Raw genomic sequence first — 18513 nt, forward strand, 5'->3', positions numbered from 1 at the left:
CCGCCGGCCGCACCGTCGGCGCGTATCCGTACCCCCGCACCCCGCACCACCGCGCCCCCCGCCGTCTTCCTCTCGACCACACGCACGGAGGCACAAGGTGAGCGAGTCCCTCGCCGAACGAATAGCCGCACTGCCGAAGTCCCGCCGGGCACTGTTCCAGGCCCTCGCCGGCCGCAACGGGGGACGTGCCGCCGTACGGGAGGACCCGGAGCCCGCACCTCGGGACCCGGCCGAGCCGCCGGTGCTCTCGTTCGCCCAGCGCCGGCTGTGGTTCGTCGACCAGCTCCAGCCCGGCAGCCCGGCCTACAACGTGCCGGTCGCCACCCGCATCCGCGGCCCCCTCGACGTCCCCGCCCTCCACGGCGCGCTGCAGGACCTCGTGGACCGGCACGAGATCCTGCGCACCGTCCACGAGGACGTCCCGGGCGCGGGCGAGGCCGTGCCCCGGGTGCTGGAAGGCCACCGGCTGCCGCTGCCGGTGACCGAACTGCCCGGCGAGGACGCCGTCCGCGCCTTCTACGACGCGGACGCCTCCGCCCCCTTCGACCTCGCGGGGGACATCCCGCTGCGCGCCTCGCTCGCCCGGATCACCTCCGACGACCACGTGCTCGTACTCAACCTGCACCACATCGTCACCGACGGCTGGTCCATGCGGCTGCTCACCACCGAACTGGAGCGCGCCTACGCGGCCAGGACCGGGGCGGACGCCGCCCCCCTGCCCCCGCTCGCCCTCCAGTACGCGGACTTCGCCGCCTGGCAGCGCCGCCGCATCAGCGGCGAGCGGCTGGAGCGCCTCACCGGCTTCTGGCGCGAGGAACTCGCCGGCGCGAGCCCCGTTGACCTGCCCACCGACCGTCCCCGGCCTCCCGTGTTCGGCCACGCCGGAGCGTCCCGGTACATCGAACTGCCCCCGCGGCTCATCGCCCGGCTGAGGGAGTTCGGCAAGTCCGAGGGCGCCACCCTGTACATGACGCTACTGGCGGGGTTCGCCGCCACCCTGCGCCGCTGGACCGGCCAGGACGACCTCGTCGTCGGCACCTCCGTGTCCGGCCGCGACCACCCCGCCTTCAGCGACCTCATCGGCTTCTTCGTCAACACCCTGCCGTTGCGGATCGGCGCGCCCGGAGACCTCTCGTTCGCCGGCCTCGTCCGCGCCACCCGGCAGACCACCCTGCAGGCGTACGCCCACCAGGAGCTGCCCTTCGACCTGATCGTGGACACGGCCGGTCTGCCGCGCGACCCCAGCCGGCCGCCGCTCACCTCCGTGATGTTCCTGCTCGACGAGACCCCCGACACCGCGCCCGGACTCGCCGGACTCGGCACCGAGCCCCTCGACTTCGCCTCCCGCGCCACCAAGTACGACCTGATGATCAGCGTCCACGACACCGGCAGCACCGTCCGCGCCCTCGTGGAGTACCCCACCGACCTCTTCGACTCCACGACCGTCGACCGGCTCCTCGGCCACTTCCTCACCACCCTCGAAGGTGGCGCCGACCGCCCGGAGACGCCGCTCCGCGACCTCCCACTGCTCACCGGTGCTGAGCGCCGCGCCGCCCTGGACGACTGGAACGCCACCCGGGCCCCCTTCCCCCAGGACGCCTGCCTCCACCAGCTGTTCGAGGAGCACGCCGACCGCCGGCCGGACGCCGCGGCGGTCGTCTGCGGCGGCCTGGGCGGCTGGACCGTCACCTACCGGGAGCTGGAGGAGCGCGCGAACCGGCTCGCCCACCGCCTCATCGAGGAGGGCGCGGGCCCCGACCGCACCGTCGCCCTGTGCCTGCGCCGTGGCCCCGGGCTGATCACCGCGGTCCTCGCCGTCCTCAAGGCGGGCGCCGCCTACGTCCCGCTCGACCCCGAGTACCCGCAGGAGCGCCTGCGCCTGCTGCTCGAGGACGCGGCGCCGCCGATCGTGGTCTCCGACGCGGAGCTCACGGACCGGCTGCCGCTGCGCCCCGGCACCGCCCGGATCCTGCTGGACGCCGATCGGCGCCTCGTGGAGACGTTCCCCGCGACCCGGCCCGCCGTCCCCGTCACCTCCCGCGACCTCGCCTACGTCATCTTCACCTCGGGCTCCACCGGGACGCCCAAGGGCATCGCCCTGGAGCACCGCGGAGTCGTCAACAACCTGCTCGACCTCAACCGGTCCTACGGCATCGGCCCCGGCGACGCCGTCCTCGCCCTGTCCTCGCCCAGCTTCGACATGAGCGTGTACGAGACGCTCGGCATGCTCGCGGCCGGCGGCACGGTCGTCCTGCCGGACCCCGCCGCCGCCAAGGACCCGGCCCACTGGGCCGAGCTGATCGAGCGTCACGGCGTGACCGTGTGGAACTCCGCGCCCGCCCTGCTCGGGCTGCTCCTCGACCAGCTGGAGCACGCCTCCGGCCCCGCGCTGCCCGGCCTGCGCACCGCCTTCCTCGGCGGCGACTGGATCCCCGTCACCCAGCCCGACCGGATCCGGGCCTTCGCTCCCGGGCTGCGGTTCGCCGCGCTCGGCGGCGCGACCGAGGCGTCCATCCACTCCGTCGAGTACCGGGTGGACCGCGTCGAGCCCGGCTGGACGAAGCTTCCGTACGGCCGGCCGATGGCCAACCAGCTCACCTACATCCTCGACCCCGAGGACCGGCTGGTTCCGGTCGGCGTGCCCGGCCAACTCCACCTCGGCGGCGCCGGACTGGCCCGCGGATACCTCAACCGGCCGGAGCTGACCGCGGAGAAGTTCGTCCACGTCGAGCTCGAACCCGGGCGCACCGAACGGCTCTACCGCACCGGGGACCTCGCCCGCTACCTGCCCGACGGCACCGTCGAACTGCTCGGGCGCACCGACTTCCGGATCAAGCTCAACGGGCTGCGCATCGAACCGGGCGAGGTGGAGGGCGCCCTGCGCGACCTGCCCGGCGTCCGCGAGGCCGTCGTCGTCGCCCGGCAGGCCGCCGGCTCGGCACGCCTGGTGGGCTACCTCGTGCCCGAGGACGGCGCGGTCCCGGACACCGCCGCCCTGCGCGCCTCCCTCGGCACGGTGCTGCCTCCGCACTGCGTGCCCGCCGAACTCGTCGTCCTGGACCGGCTGCCGCTCAGCCCCAACGGCAAGGTCGACCGCAACGCCCTGCCCGATCCGCGTGCCGCCGCTCCCTCGGCCGGACCCGCCGCCGAGACCGGGGGTGCCCGGGGAACGCCCGCGGCCCGCCGGATCGCGGCCGTCTGGGCGGAGGTCCTCGGACTCACGGACGTCGCCGTCGACGACGACTTCTTCGCCCTGGGCGGCGACTCGTTCGCCGCCGTGCGCGCGGTCCGGGCCGTCGCCGAGGCCCTGCCGGAGGCGCACGCACTGCGCGTGGTCGACCTGTTCGGCAACCCGACACCGGCCGGCCTCGCCGCCCGCGCCGCCGAAGCGGGCGGCAGCGGCGGCGACGGGACCGAACCGCACCGGCTGCTGCACCGGCTGTCCTCCCGGACCGAGGGCGACAGGGCCGCCCTGACCCTCGTGTGCTTCCCCCACGGCGGCGGCGACGCCATCGCCTACCGGCCGCTGGCCGCCGAACTGCCCCCGCACATCGAGCTGGTGGCCGTCTCCCCGCCCGGCCACGACCCGCTCGCGCCGGGCCCGATGCTCCCGGTCGCCGAGTTCGCCGAACTCGCCGCCCGCGAGATCGCCCGCACCGTCACCGGACCGTTCGCGGTCTACGGCCACTGCGCCGGCGTCGTCGCCGCCCTGGAGACCACACAGGTGCTGGAACGCGACGGGCTGCGGCCCGTGGCGCTCCACCTGGCCGCGGCACTCCCGGAGGACGACCCCGACTTCGCCCTGGAGATGGAACGCACCTCCAGCGACGACGACCTCGTCGCCTACCTCACCGCCATGGACGGCTTCGACGGCGTCCTCGACGACAGCGACCTGACCGCCGTCATGCGGATGGTCCGGCACGACATGACCGAGGCCGCCCGGTTCTTCGCCCGCACTCCCCAGGGCTACGAACGACCCCTCGCCACCCCGCTCACCTGCGTCGTCGGCGACGCCGACGACGCCACCCAGGGATACGAACAGGGCCATCTCGCGTGGGGCCGGTACGCCCGTGACCTGCGGCTCGCCGTGATCCCCGGCGGCCGCCACTACTTCGCCAAGCATCTGCCCGACCGGCTCGCCGCGCTGCTGGCCGATCTGCACCGCAACGGAGGAACCCATGTCTGACCTCGCCGAACGGCTCGGCCGGCTGCCCCAGGGGCAGCGCTCCCGGCTGCTGGGCCGGATGCGCAACCAGATGACCGCGGGGGTCGGCCACCGCGTCGAGCTCAAGCGTGCCGACCACGGACCGCGCTCCCGTGCCTCCTTCCAGCAGGAGCAGATGTGGTTCGTCGACCGGCTGGGCGCGGGCAAGGCGCGCAACAACATAGCCCTCGCCGTCCGGCTGGACGGGCCGCTCGACCGGGCCGCGCTGCACGAGGCGGTCAACGCCGTCGTCGCCGGCCATCAGGTCCTGCACAGCAGGCTCGTCGAGGTCGACGGGGTGCCTTGGCAGGAACCCGTGCCCGCCTTCGTCCTCGGCGTCCGGACCAGCGACCTCGCCGCGAGCGACGACCAGGACCGGGAGCTCGCCGAACTCACCGCCTCCTGCGCGTCGGCTCCCTTCGACCTGGCCGCCGCCCCTCCCGTACGGGCCCACCTGGTGCGGCTCGCCGAGGAACGGCACGTACTGCTGTGGGTCGTCCACCACGTCGTCTGGGACCCGGGTTCCACCCGCATCTTCACCGAGGAGCTCACTTCCTGCTACGCCCAGGCGGCCCGCGGCCGGCGCCCTGAGGCGGCCGCAGCGCCCGTCGAGTACGCCGACTTCGCCGCCTGGCAACGCGCCAAGCTCGACAACGCCGAGCACCGCAGTGCGCTCGCCGACAAGTGGCGGCAGCTGCTCGCCGGCGCCGAGGCCACCGAGGTCATGCCCGACCATCCGCGCAGCCCCGAGACCCGCGGCGACGGCCGCGGACTGAGCCTCCGGCTGGATCAGGACCTGCTGGACCGTCTCAAGGCGGTCGCCGAGAGTTCCGACACCACCGTTTTCACCACCCTGCTCGCCGCCTTCAACGCCCTGCTGCGCCACTGGACCCACACCGAGGACGTCGTCGTCGGCACGGCCAGCGCCTCCCGCCCGCACCCGGACCTGGAGCGGGTCATCGGCTGCTTCGTCCAGATGATCACCCTGCGCACGGAGGTCGGGGACGGCCTCACCTTCCGCGAGCTCGTCTCGCGCACGGCGGGCACCGTCATGGACGCCTTCACCAACAGCGAGCTCCCCTTCGAACAGGTCGTCGACGCCGTACGCCCGGTCCGCGACCCGTTGCGGCACCCCCTGTTCCAGATCGAGTTCACCTCGCTCGGCCACTGGGGCGCCCACTCCACCCGCTCCGTCGATGTCGACTTCGCCGTGGAGCAACTGCACGACGGGGCGGCCAAGTTCGACATGAGCTTCCTCGTCGGCGAGAACGACGGGCTGGAGCTGTCCCTGGAGTACAACACCTCGCTCTACCGGCACGGCACCGCCTCCGCGCTGCTCACCGCCTTCCGCCGGGTCATCGAGCAGGTCGCCGCCGACCCCGACCTCCCCGTAGGCGAGATCAGCCTCGTGGAGGAGCCCGCAGCGTCCCGGCACGCCCGGGAGCTGTCCCGCGGCGGACCCGTCGACGAGGCCGCCTGGACCACCACGCTCGACCGGGCCTTCCGCGAACGGGCCACCATCCAGCCCGACGCCGTCGCCGTCCGGCACGGCGCCACGACACTGGACTACGCGGCCCTGGACCGCTGGTCCGAGGCCATCGCCCACCGGCTGCGCGACCGGGGCGTACGGCACGGCGACCCGGTCGCCGTCTGCCTCGGACGCGGCCCGGCAGCCGTCGCCGCACTGCTGGGCACCCTCAAGGCCGGTGCGCACTACATACCCGTCGACCCGGCCGCCCCGGCCGAGCGCACCAGGACCGTGCTGGCCGACGCCGGCGTCCGGCACGCCCTCGTCGACGATGCGGCCGATCTGCCCGTACCGCTGGAACTCGTCACGGCGGGCACCACGGCCCCGGTGCGCGAAGTGCCGTCCCTGGCGCCGACGTCGAGCCCCGCCGACCTCGCCTACGTGCTCTACACCTCCGGCAGCAGCGGCACCCCGAAGGGCGTCATGATCGAGCACCGCTCGGTCGCCCACTTCTCCCGCACCATCGCCCGGGCGTACGAGATCGGCACCGGCGACCGCGTCCTGCACTTCGCGCCGCTCACCTTCGACGTCTCCGTCTTCGAGGTCTTCACCACCCTGCTGGCAGGCGGAGAGCTCGTCATCGCCACCGACGACGAGCGCCGCGACCCGGCACTCCTCGAGGTCCGGATGCGCGACGACGCGGTGACCGTGGCCGAGCTGCCGCCCGCCCTGCTGCCCCTGCTCGACCAGTCCCGCCTGCCCGCCCTGCGGCTGGTCTCCGTCGGCGGCGAGGCGTTCCCCGGCAAGCTGGTCGCCGAATGGACGGCGGGGGAGCGGCGGTTCGTCAACGGCTACGGCCCGACCGAGGCCACCGTCGCCGTCACCCTCATGGACTGCACCGGCAGCTACGACCGCAATCCGCCGATCGGCCGCCCGATGCCGGGGCACCAGGCGTTCGTCCTCGACGAGCGGCTGCGTCCCGTGCCGCCCGGCGTCCCGGCCGAACTGTGCGTCGCCGGCCCCGGCGTCGCACGCGGCTACCTCGGGCGGCCCGAACTGACGGCGGAACGGTTCGTCACCAATCCCTGGGCCGACGGTCCCGAGACCGAGCGGCTCTACCGCACCGGTGACCTCGTGCGCTGGCTCCCCGGCGGGAACCTGGAGTTCCTCGGCCGCACCGACCGGCAGCTGAAGCTGCGCGGCCACCGCATCGAGCCGGGCGAGGTCGAGGCGGTGCTCCTCGGCCACCCCTCCGTCCAGCAGGCCGTCGCCGTCGCCCGGCCCGGCGCCGGGGGCGAGCCGGTCCTCGCCGCGTACGTCACCGTCGAGCAGGCCGGCGGGTACGCCTCCGAGGTCGCCGACGCCGAGGGACTGCGGGCCTACGCCGCCTCCCGGCTGCCCGGCTACATGGTGCCGGTGGTGGTCGTCCTGGACGACCTGCCCCTCACCCCGCACGGCAAGGTCGACGTCGCCGCGCTTCCGCTGCCCGTGGACCAGGCCGCCGGCGGCACCGCGCCGCGCGACGCCGTCGAGGAGCAGATCTGCCGTGACATCCTCACCCCGCTGCTGGAGTGGACGAGCCCCGACGTCGAGGGCGACTTCTTCGCCCTCGGCGGCAGTTCGCTCCAGGCGACCATCGTCGTCTCACGGGTCCGTGCCGTCTTCGGCATCGACATCGCGCTGGCCGACTTCTTCAGCCGTCCGACCGTCGCCGGACTCGCCGACCTCGTCCGCACCGCCCGGGCCGAGGCGGCCGGCGAACAGGACCGGCTGCTGGCGGTCTTCGACCAGATCGAGAACATGAGCGACGAGGAGGCCGCGGCGCTGCTCGACTCGCTGCAGACCCCGGACGGCGGGCGATGACCGCCCCCACCGGGACCGGGGTCGACCGGGCCCTCGCCGCGCTGCCGGAGGCCAAGCGGGAGCTCGCCCGGATGCTGCTCGCCGCCCGGAGCCCCGTCCCCGCCCGGCCGGCCCCGCGCTCCGGCGCGGGGCCGGTCCCGGCCACCGCACTCCAGGCCCGGCTCCTGAGGCGTGAACGGCTCGGCACCTCCGGCAGCAGCGGCACGGGCTCGCACGCCGTACGGCTCACGGGACGACTGGACACGGGACGGCTGCGCGAGGCGCTCACCGGTGTACTGGCCCGCCACGAGGCGCTGCGCTGCCGAATCGGGGAACCCCCGGACGGCGGGGGACCGCTGCTCACGGTGGACGAGGAGCCGTGCCTGCGGCTGACCTGCACGGACCTGGCGCACCTCACGCCCGCGGCGCGGCGGGAGGCCGTGGGCGCCCAGCTCGCCGAGAGCGCCGCGACACCACTGTCCCTGGAGAGCGGCCGCACCAGTGCCTTCCGGCTGCTGACGCTCGGCCCGGACGACCACGTCCTCGTCCTCGCCTCGCACCTGGGCGTCTTCGACGGCTGGTCGTCGGGGGTCTTCCTCACCGATCTCGCCACCGGCTACCGGGAGGGCTCCGGGAGGCTCGCCCCGCCGGATCTGCAGCTCCCCGATCACGCGGACTGGCAGCGGCGCTGGCTCGCCTCCCCGGACGGCACCGCCGAACTGGCGGACCGGCGCGGCGCGTTCGCCGGGATCCCGCCGGTGCCGCGGGCACCCGGCGGCTTCGAGCGGGGCCATGTACCGGTGCGGATGGACCGCGGGCCGGGCAGCCCGCTCGACGAGGGGCTCGCCCTCGGCGCCGCGGCCGGCGCCACCCCGTTCATGACGCTCGTCGCGGCACTGGCGGTCGTCCTGGCCCGCCGCGACGGGACCACCGGCGCAGTCGTCGGCACGCCGGCCGCGGGCCGCTTCGCCGGGCCGCTCGAAGGGGCCGTGGGACAGTTCACCACCGTCGTGCCGATCCGGGTCGACCTGTCCGGCCGCCCGTCGTTCGTGGAGATCCTGCACCGCACCCGCACGGCGGTCGCCGACGCGCTGAGTCACCAGCGGCTTCCCGTGGACGAGCTGTTCACCGCCGGGACCCAGCCCTACGACGTCCTCTTCGCCCTTCACAACTACCCGGCCGTGTCGCTCGGCCTGCCGGGCATCGAGGTGGGCCAGCTTCCCGGACCGCCCGCGCACCACCTGGAGCTGTACAGCACCGACCCCGCCGTCACCGTGGCCTGCTTCGGCCTGGTCGAACGCGACGGCGAGATCGGCGGAACGGCCGAGTTCAATCGCAGGGCCGCCGGTCCCGGGGACGTGACCGCGCTGCTCGGCGGAGTCGAGGACGTCCTCGCCCGTGCCGCCGCGTCCCCCGGGACCACCCCTTGACGACCGGCCCTAGCCCCTGGGAGTAACCGTTGCTCACCACCGAGTTCTACCGGGCCCCCGCCGACTGCGGCCTCGTCCGCTCCGGTGAGGGTGAGCCCCGCACGCCCATGCGAGCCCTCCGTGAGGAGATCCACGACGTCCTGGTGTCCGCACCCGTCGCCGCCGCCCGGCGCAGCAGGGACCCCCGCCCCGTGCACCGGGCGCTCGGCGAAGCGGGGCTGCTCGCCCCGCAGTGGCCCGAGGAGTTCGGCGGCCGTGGCGTCAGCCAGGTCGCCTCCGCCGTGCTCGTCGAGGAACTGGCGATGCACGACGTACCCGACCTGCTGCACACCCTGACCGTGCAGATCGTGGGCTCCACCCTCCTCAACGTCGCGAGCCCCGCCATGAAGGCCCGCCATCTGCCGGGCTTCGCCGCCGGAACCGCCTTCGGCTGCGTGCTCTTCAGCGAGCCGCAGGCCGGCTCCGACCTGAACATCCTGTCCACCCGCGCCGTCTCCGACGGCAACGGCGGCTACAAGCTCTACGGCACCAAGGTCCACTCGCTGTTCGCCGGCCTCGCCGACTACGGACTGTGCCTCGCGCGCGCCGAGAACGACGCCTTCACCCTGTTCCTGGTGCCCCTGGCCCAGCAGGGAGTGACGATCACCGCTGTCCCCGGCATCGGGGACGACGCCTTCCACGAGGTCACCCTGGACGGGGTGGCCGTGACCGCCGACGACGTGGTCGGCAGGCCCGGCCAGGGCTGGGCGATCGTCGTCAAGACGCTCGCCTTCGAACGCACCGGACTCGACTACTACGTCAAGGCCCTGCGCTGGTACCGCGCCGCCGTGGAGCGGCTCGAAGCCCACACCGAACGGCTGCAGTCCGGCCAGCACGACCAGATCGGCCTCGCCAAGCTCAACGCCCGCCTGCTGGCCGCGGGCACGCTCGTACGGCGCGTGCTGACCCGGCTGGACCGGGGAGAGCTCAACGAGGACGAGGCGGCGGCGGCCAAGTGGTACACCACCGAACTCGCCGCCGAGGTCGCCTGGTGGGCCGCCGAACTGGACGGCGACCACAGCATGACCCTCGACGACCCCGGTACCGACGGGGTGGCACATCCACTGGACTCGGCGCTGCGGGAAGCCCCCGGGATGCGGATATCGGGCGGCACCGCCGAGATGATGCTCGAGACGCTGGCCCGGCTGCGCCTCGACTCTGGGGCGGAGGTACGGCCTTGACAAGCGCAGCACAACGGACAGGGGACGGGAGGCCACCCGTGGAACGGTGGCGGGAGCGCGAGGACGAGGACTCCCTCTTCCGCCAGCTCCGGCTCACCGTCCGTCAGGGCCTGGAGATCGACGCCGGCACGCCGGTCAGCGCATGGGAGGCGTTGACGGGCGTGGGGGCCTGGGAGTTCGCCCTGCCCATCGGCATGGACGGCCTCGACCTCGGCCAGGCCGTCATCGCCATGGTCTGCGAGGAGGGCGGCAACGCGATGCAGCCGGTGCCGCTCACCGACACGTTCCTCGCGCTGGACCTGATGTCCGGGCTCGGGCCGCTCGCTCCGGAGGGACTCGACGGCCTGCTCGACCGGGTTCGGGACGGAGCGCACCCCGTCGCCGTACCGGGCCGGCTTCCCGACCCGCGTGGGGCCGTTCCGCCCGGCGTCACCTGGAAGCCCGACGGCGACGACGGCGGTGTCGTGCTGACCGGTTCCGGAGGGCCCTTCGCAGCGGGTGTGGAGCCGGGCTCGCTGCTCGTCCTGGCATCCGGGCCCGACGGGCCCTGCGTCGCCCTCGTCGATCCTCGGGCCCCCGGGGTCGAACTGCGTGCGCTGCGCGACCACGGAGGCGGCGCGGTCTCGGGCGCCTTCCTCGACGGAGCCCGGATACCTGCGGAATCCGTGGTCCTGCGCGGGCTCGCCGCCGAGCAGGCGCTGGCGCGAGCGGGACTGCGCGCCGCCGTCCACCAGGCGTCGCTGCTCGCCGGGATCACCGCGGCGGCACTGACGGCCGTCGTCTCCCGCATCAGGAGCCGCCGGCAGTTCGGGCAGGCGCTGGTGAAGCACCAGGGGCCGCGGCTCAGGGTCGCCGGTCTGCTGGCCCGTCTCGACGCGGTGCGCTGGGCGGTCGGCGACGCCGCCAGGGACCTCGACGAGAACCGGCTCGGCCCCGGTGACGCCGCCGGGCTGATCGCGCTGACCGCGGAGACCGCGCTGGACGTCACCCGTGACGCGGTCCATCTGCATGGCGCCTCCGGGCTGGTCAGGGACGGGCTGGTGGCAGGGTGCTACCGGCGGGCCGCCTGGGAGGCGCTGCGCTGCGGCCGCCCCACCCAGCTGTGGGACATCGCCGCGCACACCGCCTGAGGAGGGCGGGGAGAAGGGGCTCCCGCAGCGCGGGAGCCCCTTCTACGGACCGCCCTCGAGCCGTCCCGGAACCTGCCCTGCCGGCCGGCCCGCCGGTGGGGCGCTCAGTCCAGGTCGCGGCGCATCACCCAGCGGTGGCGCTTGTCGCTCTTGGCCTCGGTCCTGCGGACCCGGCGGAAGCCGGACCGCTCGAACATCTCCATCGTGCCGACGTACGCGAGGGTGGGGTTCACCCGGCCGCCCTCCGGGTCCACGGGGTAACCCTCCACCGCCGGGGCGCCGTTGACCCGGGCGTGCTCCACCGCGCCCTCCAGCAGACCGGACGCGACGCCCTTGCCGCGGAACTCCTTGCGCACCACGAAGCACGTCACGGACCACACCGGCAGGTCGTCCACGGGGAGGATCGTCTTCGACGAGGTGAGCCGGTCGAGGTGCTTGCGCGGTGCCACGTTGCACCAGCCGGCCACCTCACCGTCGAGATAGCCGAGCACCCCGGGCGCCGGGTTCCCCGCCTCGACGAGGGAGCGCAGGTGCGCGCCCCGCTCGTCGGCGGTCATCCGCCCGTAGTCGCCGGTGGTCAGCCGCCAGGCCATGCACCAGCAGGTGTGCGCGCTCTTGCGGGGCTGCAGGACCGCTCGCGCGTCGTCCCATCGTTCGGCGGTCGCCGGCAGAACTTCCAAATTCATCAGGCTACTTCGCTCTCTTTCCATTGCTGTGCGCGTTCCGCGGCCGCGGAACCGCCCCCCGTCCGGCGACCCTCGCCCATGAGGGCCGCCAGGACCCCCGCGGCACGACGGCACGCCTGCCGTCCGACACCCAGATGTGTGACGATCCGGACCACTCCGGGACCGGGCGCGGTCACCAGGACCCCCTCCCGGGCCGCACCGGCCACGACCTCCTCGGCGCCGGGGGCGTCGACGAGGACGACATTGGTCTCCTGCGGCCGCACGGCGCATCCGGCGTCCCGCAGCTCGGCCGCGAGCAGGGCCGCGTGGGCGTGGTCGTCGGCCATGCGTTCCAGGTGGTGGTCCAGCGCGTGGAGGCCCGCGGCGGCCAGGATTCCCGACTGCCGCATGCCTCCTCCCAGACCGTGCCGCAACGAACGCGCCCTGGGAAGGTGCTCGGCGGCCGTGAGGAGAACGGAACCGACCGGGGCGCCGAGGCCCTTCGACAGGCACACCGACAGGGTGTCGGCCACCGGGGACCCGTACTCCCGGAGCGGTGTGCCGGTCGCGGTGTGCGCGTTCCAGACCCGGGCGCCGTCGATGTGCACGGAGATCCCGGCGCGGTCCGTCAGCCGCCGGACCGCGCGCAGGGTCTCCAGGGGGTACACGGTGCCGCCCGCGCGGGTGTGGGTCTGCTCGAGCGCCACGGCGCGGGTGCCGACCGTGTAGGCGTTGCCGGGTCGCAGCGCGCCCTCCAGCGCCTCGACCCCGAGCAGGCCCCGCTCGCCGCGGACGGTGCGCGTCTGGATCCCCCCGTACCGGGCCGGCGAGCCCTCCTCGTGGGCCAGGATGTGGGCGTCGGCGTCACAGACGATCTCCTGGCCCGGCGCCACGAGCAGTCTCAGCGCGATCTGATTGGCCATCACGCCCGACGGGACGAACAGGGCCGCGCCGAAGCCGAACAGCCCGGCCAGGCGGTCCTCGAGGGCGCGGACGGTGGGGTCCTCCCCGAACAGGTCGTCGCCGACCTCCGCGACTGCCATCGCGCGGCGCATCGCGGGCGTCGGACGGGTCACGGTGTCGCTGCGCAGATCGACGGTCTCCATGGTCATGACGGTGTCTCAGCTCCTCGGTCGCCTCGCGGTCGCGGTGTCAGCCCGCGGACCGCGGCCCAGTCCAGCAGCGGCCGCACCAGCTCCCAGGTCTCCCGGACGAAGGCGCCGGCCGCGGCCGAACCGAGCACGGAGCCCGGTCCGAGCCGCCGTCCGGCGTCGATCTTGCGGTGCCGCAGCAGCTCCAGCCGGGGGTGGCCGGCCGGCACGCCCCGCGGCCGGGTCGCGAGCCTGTCGCCGCCGATCGCGAACCCCAGGGCGGTCAGCCGGGCGGTGATCGCGGCCAGCTCCGCTCCGCCGTCCTCCTCCTCGACGGCGGCGCGGTAGCGGACGACCTCGGCACCGCCGTACGGGTACCAGCGCCCCGAGGCGTACAGCCCGTCCCGGTCCAGGTGCATCCAGAAGCCCAGCGCGGGCAGCACGTCCAGGTACGCGCCCTGGTACGTCTTGTACGGGGACTTGTCGTGGGACATCCGGGTGTCCCGCACCGGGCCGAGCACCTGCACCCCGCCCGCGTACTCCGCGAAGTGAGCCGACAGTTCTCCGGCGAGCTCCTCCATGGGCGCGCGGACGTCCCTCTCGTACACCGCGCGATGACGCCCCCGCCACGACTCCTTGGAGTTCTCGGCGGCGAGGTCCTCGTACAGGCGCGGTGCCGAGGGCGGGAAACCGCTGAACGTCACGACAGGTACCCCGGCAGCGGGTGGCGGGCGCACAGCCCGTCGACCCGGGCCCGCGCCGCCGCGCGCGCCTCGGCCGGAAGCACCCCCGAGCCGGCCCGCAGCGCGTCGAGGACGTCCGCGACCAGGTCCGCGCACTCGCCGGCCGCGTTGCGGTCCATGCCGCGGGCCGCCAGGGTGTTGCTGCCCAGCCGCAGCCCGGCGGTGGTCCGCACGGGGGTGGTGTCGCCGGGGACGCGGTTGCGGTTGACGACGATGCCGCACGACTCCAGGGCCTGCTCGGCGACGTCCCCGGTCAGTCCGGCCGGGCGCAGGTCGATGAGCACCATGTGGGTGTCCGTGCCGCCGGTGACCAGGCGCAGGCCGCGTTCGGACAGCCGCTCGGCGATCGCCTGGGCGCCGTCCGCCAGCCGCTTGGCCAGTTCGGCGAACTCGGGCCCCGCCACGAAGTCCAGGGCCCGCGCCTTGGCCGCGACCGACGCGAGGTCGGGGGTGCCCTGGGTGAACGGGAACACGGCGCGGCGCATGGTCGAGGCGAGGGTCCCGCGCTCGGGTCCGGACTTGCGGGCGTCGCGGCCGAGCAGGATCAGCCCGCCCCGAGGCCCGTACAGCTGCTTGTAGGTGCTCGTGGTGGTGATGTGGGCGTGGTCGACGGGACTCGGGTGCAGTCCCGCCGCGACGAGGCCCGCGATGTGGGAGATGTCGGCGAGCAGATAGGCGTTCGTCTCGTCGGCGATCTCCCGGAAACGGGCGAAGTCGATGCTGCGCGGGTAGGCGCTCGCGCCGCAGACGATCAGCTTGGGCCGGTGGGCGAGGGCGAGATCGCGGATCCGGTCGTAGTCCAGCAGCCCTTCGGGGGTGAGCCGGTAACCCACCGCGTTGTAGTAGCGGCCGCTGACGGAGGCGGGCGAGCCGTGGGTGAGATGGCCGCCGCAGTCGAGGTCCAGGCCGAGCAGGGTGTCTCCGGGTGCGAGCAGGGCGGTGAGCACCGCCAGGTTCGCGGACGACCCCGAGTGCGGCTGGACGATGGCGTCCTGGGCCGAGAACGCCGCACAGGCCCGCTCGATCGCCAGACGCTCGATCTCGTCGGCGACGGAGCAGCCGGCGTGGTAGCGCCCGCCCGGATAGCCCTCGGCGGTGAGATTCCCGAGCGTGCTTCCGCCGCAGGCCAGCACGGACGGGTCGGCGACGCTCGAGGCGGCGACCATCATCAGGGTGCTGTTCTGCCGGGCCGCCTCCCGGTTGAGCAGTTCGTACAGTACGGCGTCGGTCCGGCGCAGCCGGGCGGCGGCGTGTCCGGCAAAGGTGATCATGTCCGGTGCTTGCGGCCGCACCCCGGCGGCCGGTGGAGCACCGTCCTCGACCGGGGCGCCCAGCGGCGCGGGCAGGGTGAAGGTCATGGCTGTCCCCTCGTGGAGTTCCTGTGGTCGTCGGTCAGGCGCCGGCCGCGGCCCCGGGCAGGTCCGATACCCCGGCGGGAAGGTCAGCGCCGTCCTCGTCCGGAAGCGCGCCGAGTGCCTCCGCGGCGGCCAGTGCCTCCGCGCCGTGCTTCTCGTCGGCGGCGATCCGCGCGGCCAGTTCCGCCAGGACCGGGGTGCGGAACACGGTCTTGACGGGCACCGGCACCCCCAGCAGGTCCTGGAGGAGGCCGGCCAGCCGGGTTCCGCTGAGCGAATCGCCGCCCAGCCTGAAGAAGTTGTCGCCGGGGCCGACGCGGTCGAGGCCGAGGATGTCGGCAACGGCCGCGCACAGCACCAGCTCCAGTGCGTCGCCCGGCTCCGTGGCCGCGTCCGCCGCCGCGGAGTCGTCGGCGGCCTGGCGGCTTCCGGCGGTGGAGGCGAGCAGCAGGCGGTCCACCTTGCCGTTGCGGGTGAGCGGCAGCTCCTCCAGCACGGTCAGCGCGGAGGGGACCATGTACGCGGGCAGCTGCTCCGAGAGCCGGGCGAGGATCTGCTCGCCCGTGCCCCCGGGGCCGGCGACGACGTAGGCGTGCAGCCGCCGGACGCCGTGGGCACTGGCGGGGGCGACCACGACGGCCGCCGCGACGCGCTCGTCCTGCCGCAGTGCCGCCTCGATCTCGCCGAGTTCGATCCGGTGCCCCTGGATCTTCACCTGGAAGTCGCCCCGGCCCAGGATCTCGATGCTTCCGTCCGGGAGGTAACGCCCCAGGTCCCCGGTGAGATAGGCCCGTTCACCGGTGTCCGGCAGGGCCACGAAGCGGCTGCGGGTCAGTTCCTCGTCGTTCAGGTAGCCGAGCGCCAGCCCGACGTCGCTCGCGACGGCCATCTCGCCGACCACGCCCAGCGGGCGCTCCCGGGCGGAGCCGTCCACGACGTAGTACCGCTGGTTGGTGATGGGTTTGCCGTACGGGATGCTGGTCCAGGCCGGGTCGACCTCGCCGATCGGCTGGAACAGCGACCAGCAGATCGTCTCCGTCGGGCCGCCCGAGCCCACCACCTCGATGCGGGGGCACTGGGCGCGCAGCCGGTCGGGCAGCGTCAGCGGGATCCAGTCGCCGGAGAGCACCGACAGGCGCAGCGACTCCAGCGGCCGTCCGCCGCCGCGCCGTTCGCGCACCTCCGCCTCGCCGACGAGGAGTTCCATCAGCACCGGCACGGAGTTCCACAGCGTGACGCGTTCCGCGGACACCAGGTCGGCCCACACGTCGGGCTCGGCGTGCTCGAACGGTGGCGGGACGACGACCGTGCCACCCTGCGTCAGCACGCCGAACACGTCGTAGATCGACGCGTCGAAGTGCAGTCCGGAGACGGCCAGCAGCCGGTCGGAGGCGTCCACCCCGAACCGCCGGGCCACGTCGCGGATCAGGTTGACGACACCGATGTGGTCGACCATCACGCCTTTGGGCTCGCCCGTCGAACCCGAGGTGAAGATGGTGTACGCCATGTCCGCCGGGGTCTGCGCGATCCCGGGCCGGGTGGCGTCGCCGAGTTCGAAGTCCTCGTCCACGCGGTAGCGGTGGACGTGCGGCGGCCAGCCGATCCGGGACTCCAGCCGGGACTGGGTGAGGACCTTGTCCACCCCGGCGTGTGCCAGGAGCCTGCGCAGCCGCTCGGGCGGCAGGGAGGCGTCGAGCGGCAGATACGCCGCCCCGGAGGCCAGGATCCCGTAGACCGCGGCGTACTGCTCCCAGCCCTTCTCCATCACGATGGCGACCAGTTCGCCCGGCTTCGCCCCGTGCTGCCGCAGCCGGCGGCCGATCCGCCAGGCGTAGGCGGCGAGTTCCGCGTACGTGAGACGGCGTCCGGCGTCCACGACGGCCTCGGCGTCCGGTGTGCGGGCGGCCTGCTCGGCGAACAGCTCGTGCAGGGTGGTGTACGGAATCTGCCCCGCGGTGTCGTTGACGCGGCGGCGCAGCTCGCGCTCGGCCGGGGGGATCAGGTCGAAGCGCCGGCTGTGCAGGCTCTGCGGGTCGTCCACCAGGCGCCGGACGAGGGAGACGTACGCCCCGAACGCGGCCTCGGTGAACCCCGGCGCGAAGGCGCCGTCGACGTAGTCCCAGATGATCCGCAGTTCCCCGCCGAGCTCGCGCAACTGGACGTCGAGGGAGACCTGCGGGGTCTGCGAGATCGAGTGGACCTCGTGCCCCAGATCGGTGACCGGGCGGCGGGCCGGGTAGTCCAGCAGGCTGGTGACGACCACCGGCATGCCGGCCTGCGCGCCGGCACCGTGCAGCCGGGTCAGCTCGCGCAGCACCCGCACGCCGTTGAACGAACCGTGCTCCATGTCCCGGCGGAGCTGGTCGCGCAGGGCGTGCGCCCGGTCGAGGAACGTCGCGCCCGAACCGTCGGCGGCGAGCAGCACGGCGTTGGTGAAGTCCCCCAGCACCGAACCGATGTCCTCGTGCACCCGGGGGCGCTCGAAGACCGGGTAGTTCAGGGTGAAGTCGGTCTCTTCCGCCCAGCAGCGGACCACCTCGGCGAACGCCGCGGTGAGCAGCACCGACGGGGTCACTTCCGCCTCTCGCGCCACCTTCCTGAGGCGGTCCCAGTCCGCGGGCGCCAGCCGGTGCTCGTGCCGTTCGAAGCGCACGTCGCCCCCACCGCCCCCGCCCTTCGGCAGCGAGGGCGCCGGCGGGAGCTGCGGCACCCGCTCCAGCCAGTAGTCGCGGGCCGCGCGGAACGCCTCGGTGCCCGGCAAGACGTCGGCGCGCCAGTGCGCGTACTCGGCGAACGTGAGCCCCGGCTCGGGCAGTTCGGCCCCCGGGTCCTCGTACAGGTCGATCAGGTCCGGGAAGAGCACCTGGAACGCGCTGGAGGCGTCCAGCACCTGCAGATCGATGCCCAGATGGACCCGGCCCCGGTTCCCCTCGCCCGGCAGCAGCACGAACCTGAGGTCGAACAGCGGCCAGCTGCCCACCGGGAACACCCGGTGGCTCATCTCCTCGCGCAGTCCGGCGAGCCGCTGCTCGACGTCGTCGGCGGCGAGCCCGCGCAGGTCCAGCACCGGTGTGTCGTACGGGGGAGGTTCGGCGAGCACGTGCTGCGTGCCGTCGGAGCGGCCGACGGCGCGCAGCATGTCGTGGCGGGCGACGACCCGGCGCCAGGCGGTGGCGAACCGCTCCGGATCCAGGTCCTGGCGCTCCCATTCGAAGTAGCCGTAGCAGCCGATGCTGCCCAGCTCGACTCCCTCTCCCCGTCCGATCATCAGCGCCTGCTGCGTCTCGGTCATGGGGAAGGGGGCGGCGCTGTCGGCGGGGCCGTGCAAGAGCTCGGTCATGGTCCAACTCCACTCGCGGTAACGG

10 protein-coding genes are annotated in these 18513 nt (G+C 74.0%); 5 read left to right on the top strand and 5 right to left on the bottom strand.

Going from position 1 to position 18513, the window contains the following annotated elements:
- Positions 1 to 97: 97 nt before the first annotated feature.
- Genes BLT82_RS14555 through BLT82_RS14575 form a run of 5 tightly spaced genes read left to right on the top strand, consistent with a single transcriptional unit; the run spans position 98 to position 11294 of the window.
- A complete protein-coding gene (locus tag BLT82_RS14555) occupies positions 98 to 4186 on the top strand; it encodes a non-ribosomal peptide synthetase (protein ID WP_093654704.1) in 4089 nt (1362 codons plus the stop codon).
- Entirely contained in the window at positions 4179 to 7535 is a 3357-nt protein-coding gene (locus tag BLT82_RS14560; RefSeq protein WP_093654706.1) for a non-ribosomal peptide synthetase, read from the top strand. The genes BLT82_RS14555 and BLT82_RS14560 overlap by 8 nt, the downstream gene beginning before the upstream one ends.
- The gene (locus BLT82_RS14565; protein WP_093654708.1) at positions 7532 to 8944 is read left to right on the top strand and encodes a condensation domain-containing protein; all 1413 of its coding nucleotides are present in this window, start codon (positions 7532 to 7534) and stop codon (positions 8942 to 8944) included. The genes BLT82_RS14560 and BLT82_RS14565 overlap by 4 nt, the downstream gene beginning before the upstream one ends.
- 29 nt (positions 8945 to 8973) lie before the next feature.
- Positions 8974 to 10164 carry an acyl-CoA dehydrogenase family protein gene (locus tag BLT82_RS14570; RefSeq protein WP_093654710.1) on the top strand — a complete coding sequence of 397 codons (1191 nt, stop codon included), beginning with the start codon at positions 8974 to 8976 and terminating at the stop codon, positions 10162 to 10164.
- Between the two features lie 38 nt (positions 10165 to 10202).
- A complete protein-coding gene (locus BLT82_RS14575; RefSeq protein ID WP_093654712.1) occupies positions 10203 to 11294 on the top strand; it encodes an acyl-CoA dehydrogenase family protein in 1092 nt (363 codons plus the stop codon).
- A 104-nt stretch (positions 11295 to 11398) separates the two neighbouring features.
- On the opposite strand, the gene BLT82_RS14580 is transcribed toward BLT82_RS14575, so the two are convergent.
- From BLT82_RS14580 to BLT82_RS14600, 5 genes are read right to left on the bottom strand one after another with little or no spacing between them, the layout of a single operon-like run.
- Positions 11399 to 11980 (bottom strand): GNAT family N-acetyltransferase, encoded by a 582-nt coding sequence (locus BLT82_RS14580; RefSeq protein ID WP_093654714.1) that lies wholly within the window; start codon positions 11978 to 11980, stop codon positions 11399 to 11401.
- The gene (locus BLT82_RS14585) at positions 11980 to 13071 is read right to left on the bottom strand and encodes a threonine aldolase family protein (protein WP_244291965.1); all 1092 of its coding nucleotides are present in this window, start codon (positions 13069 to 13071) and stop codon (positions 11980 to 11982) included. The genes BLT82_RS14580 and BLT82_RS14585 overlap by 1 nt, the downstream gene beginning before the upstream one ends.
- Positions 13068 to 13754: a DUF2461 domain-containing protein gene (locus BLT82_RS14590; protein WP_167746011.1), complete on the bottom strand. Its 687-nt coding sequence runs from the start codon at positions 13752 to 13754 to the stop codon at positions 13068 to 13070. Before BLT82_RS14590 ends, BLT82_RS14585 begins: the two co-directional genes overlap by 4 nt.
- Positions 13751 to 15151, bottom strand: a complete 1401-nt coding sequence (locus tag BLT82_RS14595) for a serine hydroxymethyltransferase (protein ID WP_244291966.1) — start codon at positions 15149 to 15151, stop codon at positions 13751 to 13753. The genes BLT82_RS14590 and BLT82_RS14595 overlap by 4 nt, the downstream gene beginning before the upstream one ends.
- A gap of 34 nt (positions 15152 to 15185) precedes the next feature.
- Positions 15186 to 18488: a non-ribosomal peptide synthetase gene (locus BLT82_RS14600; RefSeq protein WP_093654720.1), complete on the bottom strand. Its 3303-nt coding sequence runs from the start codon at positions 18486 to 18488 to the stop codon at positions 15186 to 15188.
- Positions 18489 to 18513 lie beyond the last annotated feature (25 nt).

Origin of the sequence: Streptomyces wuyuanensis (genome assembly GCF_900103455.1) — a bacterium.
Taxonomy (GTDB): Bacteria; Actinomycetota; Actinomycetes; order Streptomycetales; family Streptomycetaceae; genus Streptomyces; species Streptomyces wuyuanensis.

Bases quoted from the DNA above. Each gene is read 5' to 3' on its own strand.
- BLT82_RS14585 (WP_244291965.1), bottom strand. From the start codon at position 13,071: ATGACCATGGAGACCGTCGATCTGCGCAGCGACACCGTGACCCGTCCG.
- BLT82_RS14595 (WP_244291966.1), bottom strand. From the start codon at position 15,151: ATGACCTTCACCCTGCCCGCGCCGCTGGGCGCCCCGGTCGAGGACGGT.
- BLT82_RS14600 (WP_093654720.1), bottom strand. From the start codon at position 18,488: ATGACCGAGCTCTTGCACGGCCCCGCCGACAGCGCCGCCCCCTTCCCC.
- BLT82_RS14580 (WP_093654714.1), bottom strand. From the start codon at position 11,980: ATGAATTTGGAAGTTCTGCCGGCGACCGCCGAACGATGGGACGACGCG.
- BLT82_RS14565 (WP_093654708.1), top strand. From the start codon at position 7,532: ATGACCGCCCCCACCGGGACCGGGGTCGACCGGGCCCTCGCCGCGCTG.
- BLT82_RS14560 (WP_093654706.1), top strand. From the start codon at position 4,179: ATGTCTGACCTCGCCGAACGGCTCGGCCGGCTGCCCCAGGGGCAGCGC.